This is a genomic window from Paraburkholderia tropica, from assembly GCF_900109265.1.
Taxonomy (GTDB): Bacteria; Pseudomonadota; Gammaproteobacteria; order Burkholderiales; family Burkholderiaceae; genus Paraburkholderia; species Paraburkholderia tropica.
Genome location: NZ_FNZM01000004.1, coordinates 1 through 12,955, shown reverse-complemented (window position 1 = coordinate 12,955; position 12,955 = coordinate 1). Strand labels below are relative to the sequence as shown.

Sequence of the window (12,955 nt, the reverse complement as noted above, 5' to 3'; positions counted from 1 at the left end):
GCCAAAAGTATGGCTGGTTTCGACGCGTTCGGAAATCAGACATACCGATGCGTTGTCGGCTAACGCGAACTCGGTGCAGCAACACTCGGCTGGCCGGTTTGTCCCAGCGCATTTTGTGGGTCACGCAGAGCGTGTTTGATGCGGTTGAGAGCAGTCAGCAGGTCTCGATAACGACTCCTTTCACTCGGAAGTAGAGTTGCGTCGTCCGCCGCAAGTCTTGCGGCCAGCATACTGTCTCGGAGTGCGTCAATCGCTACGCTCCGTAGTTCTCCCGTATTCTTTTTAAACAGCGGGAGCACTGCACGAATCGCAGCTTGCGCGGGCCCGAGATGGGTTAAGCCCGCTCGTGACGTGATATCTGCTGCGGCTTCGCGGAAGTCGATGATGGCCGTTCCGATTTCGAGCACGCTATTGAGCCATGCCATCGGTATTCTGATAGGCAGGCCTTCATGGCGCGGTAGCATGAGTTGCTGTGCCATTAGGTCGCGGACGCCGTTTTCGAACTCAGCCCGAAGACCGCGCAGAGGTGCGCCGTAGGCGGTGGCAATCTCGGCCTTCAGACGCGCGGTAATGCGGTGGCGGAACCACAGCGAAGTTGCAGGCATGACCAGGGCCTGCGCTGCTGCTGCGACGACCATGGCAATCACTAGCGCCACTGCATCATTCATAAATGCTTCAGGCAAATAGCTTTGCGGGTTATCCGGCCCTGCGAGAGCTGGCATAAAGACACAGTATCCAATGCCAAATCCAGCTACTTTGGGGCGGGTCATGATAAACGCGCCGGGCATCGTCGCCACTGCGATTGCCAGTGCCAGCAGCGGGAAACCGTCGAGGTGCGGATAGACGCCAAACACCAGTATCGTTCCCACGACACCGCCGATTAACGTGCCACCGGCAATCTGGATTGCAAGGCGGAATGGGTTTGTTGCAGTCGATGCGAGTGCACAGATTGCTGCCCCTTGCGCCAGTGCCGTGCTGCCACTCGGCCAGGCTGTGGCAATCCAGAAGAATCCCAGCGTTAGCGTTGCTGCCGCAGCCCTGGCGCCCGCCGCCAATGCGACGAACGGGTCCGTCTTCGGTATGAGTGCCTCGAGCCAGTTTTCACGGCTGTGTCTTTCGTCTTGAAGAGACGCGTACGTGTGGACGTAGGCAGACAGCTCGGTGCCGAATCTATTGATTAGGTTGGAAGCAGTTGCGAGGTTCAGCGACGAGACAGGGGTGAAGCCGTCTTGCTTCGCCACGTAGGCGAGGTGGCGTTGGACTCGAAGGCGCAGACGGTCAAGTCGTTGCGCTGTTCCGGTGGCGGAGGCATAGGTATCAAGCACATCGGGCGACCTCGCCAGTAGTCTGCCTATGGCACCGACGCAGCGGTTGACTGTGTCAAGCGTCTGATGGTCCCCCGCAAGGCGCAACTGATTTCGAAAATGCAGCAAGATGTGAAAGCGAGTCGAAGCGGCCATGAGCTCAGAGGTCAGCCGCTTCATGCGCTGACTGCGGCTCCTCATCCCGTGGGTTTCCAGCACGGCCACAACCCTCAAGGACTCGAAGTTCACCAATGAGGTGATGAGATGCTCATGCATCGCAACGACGTCTTCAACTGCTTTGCGTGATGGCAGCGTTTTCGCGATGTACGAGAAGAAGCTGGATGACTGCGCTCGTAACGTGGTTTCAATTTCATCGCTGGCATGCAGCGGAAACACGAGAGCACTGACGACGCCTGCACAGACGATTCCCAATGTCAGCTCCGCGACTCTCGTCGAAGCAATCATGAACGCCGCATTGGGGTCTTGAAGGGCTGGAACGCCGACGAGAGCCGCTGTATAGCCTGCGAGCACGAATCCGTAAGACCTGGAGTTGCGATTTCGCGCAGCACCGGCCGTGCAGATAGCAATCCAGATGGCCGTTAGGGCGATGAAGACATCGGAATACTGTCCGAACAGTGCGATGAGAGTCATCGCCACCGTGACGCCAACCATCGTGCCGCATAGCCGGTAGAAGCCGCGTGCGAGCACCAAGCCAGTCTGTGGCCGCATCACGATGAAAACTGTGACCATGGCTGTTTTTGGCTGCGGTAATTCTAGCTGCATAGAAATACCGACCGCCAGGATGGCGGCGAGTGCGGCCTTGAAAGCAAAGAGCCACGCGAGACCATCCGACTTCAGCCAAGCCTTTAGGCTGTCCAGGATTGAAGCGTACAGCGCGGCACCGAGAAGAGGGCGTGGGGATTTGTACTGCGACGTCATGCTGCCTGTTCGCAGGCGCAATGTGCAAGGGGGAAAGCAACGCGCCCGTAGAGTCTGGAAAACCGCACCGATGGTAGTGGTAACTGGCCTAAAGCGACTAGGGTACGGACACCCGATGGTTGTGCATAAATCGCTCAACTGATGGCTTGAGTAGGGGCGAAAATACGGATTGTGCGTGCCTATCGACTATTTTTTGCACAGCCGAATAAGTTTTGACTGGTTTCGGCTTTCCAGTGGCTCCGGTGCGCCCACACCAATCGTTGTCAGACGTATGGAAGATGATGGACAGGATTGATTCAATGCGGCTGCTGATTCAAGTGGTCGATGCGGGCAGTTTCACGGCAGCAGCACGTGCTTCCGATATGAACACGGGGGCAGTATCGAGAGCCGTATCGGACCTCGAAAAGCGTCTCCGAACGCGTCTACTGAATCGTTCAACGCGGCGGTTGTCGTTGACTGCTGCAGGCGTGCGCTACGTGGAGCGATGTCGTGCGATTGTCACCAGCGTAGACTTGGCTGAGGACGAGGCATCGGATGCACATTTGCATCCAGTCGGCACGTTGAAAGTGCACACCTACACGTCTATTGGGCGCCGATATGTGCTGCCTGCGATTCAGCTTTATCGTGAAAGTTACCCGGATGTCGTCGTCCAGCTCAACTGTTCGCAACAAATGCCGGACCTATTTGACGGAAGCTGTGACGTCGCAATAGTTGCAGCTCGGGCATTGCCGAATTCAGACCTTGTCGGGCATCAGATTGGCTCGACGCACAGCGTATTGTGCGCGTCGCGTGAGTACCTGGTGAAACGTGGGGTTCCACGATTGCCTGCCGATTTGCGCACGCACGATTGTCTGACACTGGAGGTCGCAGCACCTGAGGCCGGTCTCTGGGTGCTGGATGGCCCGGACGGGGCTACAGAGGTCAGCGTCAACGGCGTGCTTCAAACCAATGTGTCTGAGCTCATCGCATCCGGTGTGAAACGAGGGATGGGAATTGGCATTCTTCCGCTATTTGCCGCGGTAGACGGTCTCATAGATGGAAGTCTCGTTCGCGTCTTACCCGAGTTCACTTTGCAGCAGTTGAACGTCTTTGCCATTTACCCTTCACGACACTTCCTGGACGCGAAGATTAAAACGTGGATGGACTGCTTGCAAAGCTATGTTCCGGACGCGATTCAACGCGAGGAGATTGCATTGCTATCGCAGGAAAACAGGGCATGCGCCGGGACTGCATAGTCGATGCCGGCCGAATCTTATTTTGAGTTGCCCGTACACTCGTCAGCTGAGACGGCTTTTGCCAGCTCTGAGATATACGGGTCGTGGAGCCCGTGCTGTGAAAGTGAGGCCTCGAGGCGAAGCACATAGTCGATGTTGTCGCCAAGCGGCCCTGCAGCTTTCATGATAGGCGAAGATATCGCTGCAACTGTGGAGTCCTCCTCGTAGAGCGCGTGCAACTCGTTCGCGACAAATGCAATTGCGTGAACGATGTCGCCGTTCTCCAGTTCGACCCGTGTCCACGTTGGACGATACACGCCTCCAATCATTTCCCGCGCCCATATTACCGACAAGTCTTCGTATATGCAGTCTTGACGAAGCTGGTATGCAACACCCGATGTCACTCCACCTGCTTCGAGCGCCAACATGCGCCCCGGTACTTCTGCGGTGCCGCGGCCGATTACCAGGCGAATGCAAAAGCTGCGATGCCAGCCATGTAGCATTCCCCGCTCACCTCGCACGAAATCGAGCAAAGGGTTCCACAACAAAGAGCCATAGGCAAACAGCCAAACGGGGCCGCGTTCCGGTTGCAGCTTGAGAGTCGACTGGAGGGACGCATCTAGTTCGGCGGAAGTCCAGAGCGGATGTTCTTCAGCGTTCGCCAGCGCGGTACGGTACGCACCGCTCTCAATGAAATCCTTCGTCAGCTTCGACACACCTACCTCGAGTTATCGCTTCGTACAGGGGTTAACCTGACTTGCTGCCTGAACAAGCTGGCAACGGTAATGCAATGCGTGGGCGGTTCTGCAATACACGCACAATCAGTGTTGATTTTCTCTCTTATCTCGGTCCCGCTATCGCTCCACTATTTGCTTGACGACCTGGCTGCAATGGCTTGGCGTTCGCGGCGAGGCAGAAAAAATGTGACGCCTCATGACTTTGCCGCGAGACATATCAAAAATGGAGACAAGGCAATGACTGCAGTTCTGACCGCAGCGGGCCCCGCGAAAATGAGCAGCAAAGACCGTTTGATTGTCTTTGCCTCGTCGCTTGGGACGGTGTTCGAATGGTACGACTTTTTTCTCGCTGGCGCGCTGGCACCCTACATCAGCAAAACGATTTTTGCCGGGGTCAATCCGACTGCGGCATTCATCTTTACCTTGCTGAGTTTTGCCGCGGGCTTCGCGGTGCGACCATTGGGCGCGGTCTTCTTCGGTCGACTCGGGGACATGCTCGGGCGCAAATATACATTCATGGTGACCATCATATTGATGGGTTCTTCGACATTTCTTGTTGGCCTCTTGCCGGGATATGCCGCCATCGGGATAGCGTCTCCAATCATTTTCGTCGGCATGCGGTTGGCGCAGGGCCTCGCGTTGGGTGGAGAGTACGGTGGTGCGGCGACGTACGTCGCAGAGCACGCGCCGACCCATAAGCGTGGCGGTTGGACGTCGTGGATTCAGATGACAGCGACTCTGGGTCTGTTCCTGTCGCTGCTCGTGATTTCGACTGTCCGTATGAGCACCGGAGAAGCGGCGTTCGCGGCGTGGGGATGGCGGGTCCCATTTTTGTTGTCAGTAGCATTGCTGGCGGTGTCGGTCTGGATTCGATTGCAACTGAGCGAATCGCCGGCGTTTCAGCGCATGCATGCGGAAGGGAAAGCTTCGAAAGCGCCCATCAAAGAAGCGTTTGGCCAATGGAAGAACGTCCGCTTGATGCTCATCGCCCTGTTCGGTGTGACCGCTGGCGAAGCTGTTGTCTGGTACACGGGGCAATTCTATTCGCTGTTCTTCCTGACCCAGACCTTGAAGCTTGACGGGGCGACGACAAACGAGATACTGCTCGCAGCCTTGCTCATTACGTCGCCGTTCTACGTCGTGTTCGGCGCACTATCCGACAAGGTGGGGCGCAAGCCAGTGATGTTCATCGGCTGCCTGCTGGCGGTGTTGACCTATATTCCGATGTTCAAGGCTCTCACGCACTACGTGAACCCCGCATTGGAAGAGGCACAGGCCCGGGCGCCCATCGTGCTGCTTGCCGACCCTCAAGAGTGCTCCTTCCAGTTCAATCCCGTTGGAACCTCGAAGTTCACAAGCTCCTGTGATGTCGCCAAAGCAGCGCTCTCGAAGGCTGGTGTCAGCTACGAGAATCGTCCGGTGGCGAGCGGCGTAACTGCGCAGATACAAGTCGGTGGTGTCGCAGTCGCCTCGTACGATGCGAAAGGACCCGCCGCTTCGAGTCAAGCCGCGCGCTTCGACACGAGTTTGAAAGAGGCATTGGCCGGAAGCGGATATCCGCTCAAAGCCGACCCCGCCAAAGTGAATGTTGGAATGTCCATCCTGGTCCTCATCGTGTTGATGCTCTACGGCACCATGGTCTATGGTCCCATGGCAGCGATGCTTGTTGAGTGCTTTCCGACGCGCATTCGATACACGTGCTTGTCTGTGCCGTACCACATAGGTAACGGGTGGTTCGGTGGCTTTCTGCCTGCAAGTGCATTCGCGATTGTGGCCGCGAGCGGCAATATCTACTCAGGCCTTTGGTATCCCATCGTAGTCGCGGGCGTCGCCTGCGTTGTCTGCCTCTTCTTTGTGAAAGAGACGAAGGGCATCGAAGTCGACTGACGCAATTCCCGTATGCGAGCAATCGGGCGATGAACATAGTATTCATACGTCCACGAGTCTCGCGTCGCTGCATACAGGTCCGCGGCAAGACATCGCATGTCAGAGCGCGGTCGTGCCGCTCCCGCAACGTTTGGAGTTCACGCAATGATAAGTGTCGGATTCATCGGAATTGGGAATATGGGCTCGCCCATGGTCCTCAATCTGCTCAAGGCGGGCCATGCAGTCACGGTGTTTGACGTCAATGATGCAGCGTACTCGCAGCTGATGGACGCTGGTGTCGCGGTCGCGAATTCTGCGCTGGAGGCGGCCGTTGGCGTCGATGTAGTGATTACGATGCTACCGAACGACAAAATCGTTGGAGAGATGTATCTCGGTGAACACGGGCTGATTGCTCACCTCGATACTCGGCCACTACTGATTGACTGCTCGACCGTGTCGGCAGAGATTGCTCGCAAGGTTTTCCAGGTGGCGCTAGAAAAGGGATTTGCGTTCATCGACGCGCCTGTCTCCGGTGGTGTTATGGGTGCGCGTGATGGGACGCTGAGTTTTATGGTCGGCGGAGAGAAGTCCGTAGTCGAAGATGCGTCTATCATCCTTCACGCAATGGGCAAGCGGATTTTTCATGCGGGCCAGAGCGGTGCAGGGCAGATTGCGAAGATGTGCAACAACATGCTCGCGGCAGTTCTGATGGCCGGTACGGCGGAAGCGTTGGCGCTTGGCTCGCGTAACGGAGTCGACCCTAGGGCGCTGACGGAAATCATCAACCACAGCACCGGGCGGAACTTCATGTCAGAGAAGTGGAACCCGTGGCCCGGCGTGCTTTCCGATGCGCCTTCAAGTCATAACTATCAGGGTGGATTTCAGGTCGCGCTGATGGCAAAGGACTTAGGGCTCGCGATGAGCAATGCCCAAGCGCATGGCGCTACTATTCCGTTAGGAGCGTTGGTGCGTAATCTGTTGATGCTCCATCAGAGCCAATCCGAAGGTGCCGCAAAGCTCGACCTATCGAGCATTCAGCTACTGTTTGCTCCGTCGTTAAAGGCCGTGTGACGTCTCTTGAGGCGTCACGCGAACGATGCAGCGCACGTGTCCGCGGGTTCGTGGACTGATGTGCTCGGCGGAAGCAGGCCGCAGGAGAAGCTGCGGCCAATCAGAGCTATTAGCCGGCGTATTGCGCGCCGCCGTCGGCATCGATGACCACGCCACTCAGGTAAGCGGCACGGGCGGAAGCAAGGAACGCGACTAGGTCAGCGATTTCTTCGGGCTTCGCCGGACGCCCAAACGGCATGTCGCCAAGTAGTTCTCTCCAGCGTGTACGGTCACCAAATCTCGCTTCGGCGCGTGTTTCGTACAGCCGCACCAGGCGGTCAGTCTCAGTCGGTCCCGGGTTCACGCCCACGATTCGCACGCCGCTGCGTGCTGCAAAGGCGCCAGTCGCCTTCGTGAATGCAATGAGAGCAGCATTCGCCATAGAGCCGCTCACATAGTCGTATCGAGGTGCTGCGCCTGCAATCCCGATGACGTTCACGATTACGCCGGAACTCCTGGAAAGCATCGCAGGAAGCGCCTTTCTGGTGGCATCTATATAACCATAGATCTTGAGGTCCCACGCGGCACGCCAAGATTCATCGTCGACGCGGTCAAGCCCGCCGCCGGGTATTGCACCCGCATTGTTCACAACGACGTCGGAGGAGGCAATCGCGTGGCTAAGGATGTCGCGGCTGGATGCGTCGGAAAGGTCCAGTGCGAAGCCGTTAAGCTTGCCTGGATGTGGCGCGGAAAGAGATTGAAGCGCTGCATCAACGCTTTCCTGGGTGCGTCCGACGATTGTCACCTCCGCGCCTTCGCGCGCGAAAACCTCTGCGCACGCGTAGCCGATGCCTCGACTACCACCGGTAATAAGCACACGTTTCTGTTGAAGTCCTAAATCCACGAGAACACTCCTGCTAAAGCATATGACCTATGTGGCAAGCAATGTGGTGCGAAGCATCGACGCTGTTCAATGAGGCGGTTATTGATATCGCCACCAAACGACTCGCCTGCCATTCTGGAATTTACTGAGGGATTGCCGCCTGCTCGGTTGATGAGGCTGACTGAGTGGCGAGTGGGCAGTTTAAACATGGATTCGATAACGCGCTGAACGCTGCCAATGTGCCTTTCAAATTCGAAAGAAAATGTCGAAGGAATGAGAGCAATAGCGCGATGGAGAAACGTCTGCGCGTGATGAATGTTGCTGATGGAATTTTACTTAGACGGATGCTTTGCGGTAGCGGTGTACACTGTCAATTCGCTGCTGACCCCAACGCTTCTCGATTGCGAAGCGATTATCGCATCCGGGTGTTTCGGCAATTGGCTAGACAGTATAGCTAGGCGCGATTCGACGTGCTGTCGATTGAACGTGCTTGAGCAGAAGCAAGAAGTGGAGTATCGCGAAATTTAAATGGCAATTAACAGACGGCAGTTCCTCTTCGCAGCTGGCGCGTTCGGAGCGTCTTTCAGCACAGGGTCGGTTCTTGGAGCGGACGCTCCGCTTGAGTTGCGAGTTGCAGTCCGCTCCCCTTGGATGGCGAATCAAGTCGCGCTCACAAGCGATGGTGTGCTTTTCCTCGGTCTGCCTCGTTATGCCTCCGATAACCCAACCCCTTCAATCGCGCGGCGAGCAGTGGACGGCACGTTGCTTCCGTTTCCGGGGAATGCTTGGAATGATTGGCGGCCTGGTAACGACGGTCGTGACGCATTCGTCTACCTGAACTCGGTCCACATCTTTTCCGACGACACGGTTTGGTGCGTCGACCAAGGCACACTCAGCCCAGGTATTTTTCCCGGTGTGAATGCGTCCCTCCATCCGGATGCTCAAAAGCTCGTGCAACTCGATGCTCGCACCGGTGCCGTACTTCAGGTCTTGCGCTTCGATAGGGATGTTTTGCCACCCGGCGCGCAGATGAACGACCTGCGGTTTCACGGGCAGATGTTGTACATCAGCGATTCGGGCCTGGGTGGCATCATTGTTCGCAACATGAGTACCGGGACGACGACGCGGAGGCTATCGGGTAACGCGGTTGTGATGGCGTCGACGACGGCGAAAATCCCCGCTGTGCTCGCACATGTGAAAGGGGGCAAGACGTTCACCCCGCCGAACAGCGACCTTATCGAAATCACGGCGGACGGGAAGTGGCTTTATTGGGCTGCGCCTACGGGGCCGCTCTACCGGGTTGAGACGCGATACCTGAACGATATGAGCTTGTCGGACGACGAACTAGCGCAACACGTTGAGCATGTGTTCGACAACGCTTTCGCCGGCGGGTGTGCGATGGATTCGCGCGGGAACGTCTATTTTTCCGAGACTGTCACGAACCACATCACGGTTGTGGCGCCGTCTGGACGAACAGAGACGCTCGTCGCAGACCCGCGACTCATCCGTCCAGATGGAACGTTCATTAGCCACGACAGGGTGCTCTACATCCCCGTGAAGCAGCCATCGGTCTCCGGCGCGGGCGATTCACCGTACGTCACGTACTCGATTGCGTTGCCGAGGATGCTCGGAGATATTGAGCTCGGAGACGCGGTGAGCGGCGCTTAGACGTTGGGAACCTTTTCGGAGCACTAAGTGCTTGGCCAACTTACAGTTCGAGCTCGTAATGTTTTGGGTCGGCCAGGGGGGAAGCATCGCTGCCTCGAATGCGTCGATTTAGCACTCCCGCCCGGACAACGCCAGCGGGCAGTTGGTGGTCATTTCGCTGGAGGAGGCGGGGGCGGCCGACGCTCGGGTGGAGCAGGGCGATGTGGCTCGGGTCGCAGCTCCGAAATGATATCGCGCTGCGCTGCAGTTACTGATGGCAGTTCGATGGCATCCTCGTCATCCGAGGCTTGGGCGGGTGGCTCAAGCTCTGGTAGAACCTTCTGGGCAGATTCAACAGTTCGAACGAGGCCGACGCCTAAATACTCTTCTTCAAGCTGTCTCAGCTGCTGCTGAAGCTCGGCTCGTCGCTCAAAAGCAGCCTTTATCTGAAGCGTAAGGACCTCACGCTGGGCTGCCGTCCCCTTTTTAACAGGCAGCGCATCCAGGTCAGCGGAGAGGCAGTTAATCCGTTCGTCGACCTCTCTAAGCTTCTGGCCGACGTAATTCTCTTCTTCAATGCGGGCCGTGCCTGCGCGCGCGGGAATATAGCGCCCAACCCCGAGCCCAACGGCTGCGAAAAGCACCGGTGTTACGGCTCCTATGAGGGTCGCCTCGAACGCGCCATAGTTGTTGTAGTGCAAGAAGACCGTGACAGCAATGACGCCGAGCGCGCCGCCGGCGACTCCGCACAACCCGGAATTCGAAAGCAACTGAAGCCGTCTCGCTTGGGCAATCAGAGCGGTCCCGGCTTTCTCGATGAAAGCGAAATAGCTGGCAAACGCCTTGGCCTTGTCCTTCCAGTGCTGGTGCATCAGGCCCCCTCTGCCACGGCGGGTCATATCAAGCTCGACAAGGTCGGTTATTCGCCGTACCGAGAACGCTGCTTTCGGTATCTCATATCATCCGGCTCGACGTGAATGCCGAGTTGGAAGTTGAGGTCGAAAAGTACGGCTTTGCGCACCGCATAAGCACCCCTGAGACGGAATGCGAGGATATCTGTCTGGGCGAGGGAGTACGCCACCAGGGTCGCGACGACAATCGAAAAACTCGCGAGCGCCGCGCATACTCCTACCGCGGAGGCCGGGACATAAATTCCCAGAGGAATACGCACACCTAAAGCAGCGGCAAGCGCCAGCGCGAAGAACAATGCGAAGAAACTGGCAATGCCAAACATTGTTGCAAGCAAGCCTTTTTGGTGCTGCAGTACCGCGCGGGTCTGGTCTATTTCATCCATCTGAGCACGCGCGATGCCGGCGTGATAGACGAGCTTGCTCCGGTCATCCTCCACAGCGCTGCTGTCGGCAAGTTCCGGGTCTGCGCTCGCGCTGCTCACCGCCTCCTCGAATCGCTGCGGAGGCGCGTACGCGTCCGCACCATCGGCATCTTCTGGGTAATCGCGGTCAGGCGGTCGCGTCATAGTCATGTTCCGCTCCTCGAAAATGCTGTAATAAATGTAGCACTGATTTTCCGATTTGAAAGACAATCGGATAGAGCAGCTCGACCAAAAGCCTGCTGATGACGTTGTTAGTTAACGACGAGTGTGCACTTTCGGATGCGTTATCGGGGCCGTCTCAACGATGCTGCTGAGAGTTGCCCACGCCGTCCTGAGCTGAAGCCGTCAAATGCCGGCGTTCATCGCAATCTGGCGATTCCAATCGAGAAAGGCGGTGGAGGTAGCAGGGTTTCGTGCGGCATCTTCAGCGCCTATTGTCGACTGAGGATTTGAACTGTGTGACGCAACGGTCGCGCCGCGCGTTCCCTGCTGTTCGGCTATAGACACACGGAATTGGCCGCCCCGGTTACACCGGCTGAATGTTAGCAGCCTGTTTTCCCTTCGGACCCTGCTTCACTTCATACGTCACCTTCTGTCCTTCTTGAAGCGACTTGAATCCCTTTCCCTGCACTTCGGAGAAATGTGCGAAGAGGTCTTCGCCGCCGTCGTCCGGAGAGATGAAGCCAAAGCCCTTTGCGTCGTTAAACCACTTCACGGTACCCGTTGCCATTTTCTGCGTGCTCCTGGAGTGTAAGAACGTTGGCGAAGCTATCGCCAACGCGTATTGATGTTGCAAGGCGAAATTTAGCGAATTGAGGTGTTGGGAGCAAGCTAGCTGTTGTGCGTGACGAATCGTAGGGTTTCGCGAATACCTTTTCACCATTCAAAGAGTAGGGCGCGAAGACGCCACTTCGACTGTCCGCGCGCCTGGCGCTTAAGTGCCACGGTATCAATAGTCGGCGCAGGCGTTCAAAACAATCTATGGCGCATAGTAAATCTGAATGTCAAAAAAGCCAGGCAAAGTTAGATAGATTGTCGAGTGCCAAGTTTTCCATTTATGATTCCGCTCGACTTTAAGGGATGGCCCATAGAAGGAAATATCGATGGGAGCGCAGGACATTATTTCGCTGATGCAGTCTGGATTAACTCAGGCAGAGCGGCTGCTTAAGCTCGATACTCCAGCCGGAGAAGATAAGCTATTGCCCCAGATTGTGATTGGGACTTCTCGGCTCGGTCGCAACTATGAATATTCCGTCGATGCCGTGTCTTTAGATGGTGAACTTGAGCTGAAGTCACTCATCGCACAGCCGGTCACACTCTGGATTCAGCGTGCCGACAAGAGTTATCGGCCGCAGCACGGTTACGTCCATACCGCGCGGAGGCTGGGCGCTGACGGGCAGCTCACGAGTTTTCAGCTCGCGTTCTCATCATGGCTCCATTTCCTGAAATTCAGAAAAGATGCGCGTATTTTTCAGGATAAGTCAGTAGAAACTATCCTCGACACGGTGTTTAGCGGTCACCCGCAGGCACTCGGTGCGTACCGGCTCGACATTCAGAACGCATCACTGGAACGCTCCTTCTGTGTTCAGTATGAGGATGACTGGTCCTTCGTGCACCGGCTGCTGGAGTCCGAAGGCTGGTTCTATTATTTTGAGCATGCTGAACCGAGCCGGGTTTGGTGGAGGCTCCAACTCTTGAGAGAATGGAGCCATGAACAAGAAGGCAACCAAGTTTTCCCCGGAAGTCCGCGAGCGCGCAGTGCGTCTGGTGCGCGAGCAACGTAGGGAACATCCGTCGATGTGGGCGGCGGTCGAATCGATTGCACCGATGATCGGCTGTACGCCGCAGACGCTGCACGAATGGGTCAAGCGTGACCAGGTTGACCAGGGTGAGCGTGATGGCGTGAGCACCGACGAACGCGAACGGCTGAAGGCCCTGGAGCGCGAGGTCAAGGAATTGCGTCGTGCCAACGAGATTCTCAA

General features: G+C 56.8%; 12 protein-coding genes. 6 read left to right on the top strand and 6 right to left on the bottom strand.

Annotated features, from left to right (window positions below; translation table 11 throughout):
- Positions 1–59: 59 nt before the first annotated feature.
- Positions 60–2,243: an FUSC family protein gene (locus BMY06_RS06790; protein WP_074982247.1), complete on the bottom strand. Its 2,184-nt coding sequence runs from the start codon at positions 2,241–2,243 to the stop codon at positions 60–62.
- A gap of 299 nt (positions 2,244–2,542) precedes the next feature.
- On the opposite strand from BMY06_RS06790, the gene BMY06_RS06785 reads away from it, so the two are divergent.
- The gene (locus BMY06_RS06785; protein WP_244144363.1) at positions 2,543–3,478 is read left to right on the top strand and encodes a LysR family transcriptional regulator; all 936 of its coding nucleotides are present in this window, start codon (positions 2,543–2,545) and stop codon (positions 3,476–3,478) included.
- A 17-nt stretch (positions 3,479–3,495) separates the two neighbouring features.
- On the opposite strand, the gene BMY06_RS06780 is transcribed toward BMY06_RS06785, so the two are convergent.
- Entirely contained in the window at positions 3,496–4,173 is a 678-nt protein-coding gene (locus BMY06_RS06780) for a gamma-glutamylcyclotransferase (protein ID WP_124260565.1), read from the bottom strand.
- Positions 4,174–4,431: 258 nt separating this feature from the next.
- Between BMY06_RS06780 and BMY06_RS06775 the strand changes: the two genes are divergently transcribed.
- Positions 4,432–6,081, top strand: a complete 1,650-nt coding sequence (locus tag BMY06_RS06775; protein WP_244144364.1) for an MFS transporter — start codon at positions 4,432–4,434, stop codon at positions 6,079–6,081.
- Positions 6,082–6,225: 144 nt separating this feature from the next.
- Complete coding sequence (gene mmsB, locus BMY06_RS06770) at positions 6,226–7,131, top strand: 3-hydroxyisobutyrate dehydrogenase (RefSeq protein ID WP_074982246.1); 906 nt, start codon at positions 6,226–6,228, stop codon at positions 7,129–7,131.
- 109 nt (positions 7,132–7,240) lie between these two features.
- On the opposite strand, the gene BMY06_RS06765 is transcribed toward mmsB, so the two are convergent.
- Positions 7,241–8,014 carry a short-chain dehydrogenase/reductase gene (locus tag BMY06_RS06765; protein ID WP_074982244.1) on the bottom strand — a complete coding sequence of 258 codons (774 nt, stop codon included), beginning with the start codon at positions 8,012–8,014 and terminating at the stop codon, positions 7,241–7,243.
- Between the two features lie 630 nt (positions 8,015–8,644).
- Here BMY06_RS06765 and BMY06_RS06755 point away from each other — a divergent pair.
- Complete coding sequence (locus tag BMY06_RS06755) at positions 8,645–9,661, top strand: L-dopachrome tautomerase-related protein (protein ID WP_161495533.1); 1,017 nt, start codon at positions 8,645–8,647, stop codon at positions 9,659–9,661.
- Positions 9,662–9,810: 149 nt separating this feature from the next.
- Here the strand turns inward: BMY06_RS06755 and BMY06_RS06750 are convergent, their stop codons facing one another.
- From BMY06_RS06750 to BMY06_RS06740, 3 genes are all read right to left on the bottom strand, one after another.
- On the bottom strand, positions 9,811–10,512 hold the full coding sequence (locus tag BMY06_RS06750) for a hypothetical protein (protein WP_124260566.1): 702 nt from the start codon (positions 10,510–10,512) through the stop codon (positions 9,811–9,813).
- Positions 10,513–10,559: 47 nt separating this feature from the next.
- Complete coding sequence (locus tag BMY06_RS06745; protein ID WP_124260567.1) at positions 10,560–11,123, bottom strand: hypothetical protein; 564 nt, start codon at positions 11,121–11,123, stop codon at positions 10,560–10,562.
- 376 nt (positions 11,124–11,499) lie between these two features.
- Positions 11,500–11,703 carry a cold-shock protein gene (locus BMY06_RS06740; RefSeq protein ID WP_074982234.1) on the bottom strand — a complete coding sequence of 68 codons (204 nt, stop codon included), beginning with the start codon at positions 11,701–11,703 and terminating at the stop codon, positions 11,500–11,502.
- A 373-nt stretch (positions 11,704–12,076) separates the two neighbouring features.
- Here BMY06_RS06740 and BMY06_RS06735 point away from each other — a divergent pair, with 373 nt between their 5' ends.
- Both BMY06_RS06735 and BMY06_RS06730 read left to right on the top strand, forming a co-directional pair.
- Entirely contained in the window at positions 12,077–12,757 is a 681-nt protein-coding gene (locus BMY06_RS06735; RefSeq protein WP_080180194.1) for a type VI secretion system Vgr family protein, read from the top strand.
- The coding region (locus BMY06_RS06730) for a transposase (RefSeq protein ID WP_143064410.1) at positions 12,684–12,955 on the top strand (272 nt) is incomplete at its 3' end. The genes BMY06_RS06735 and BMY06_RS06730, both read left to right, overlap by 74 nt.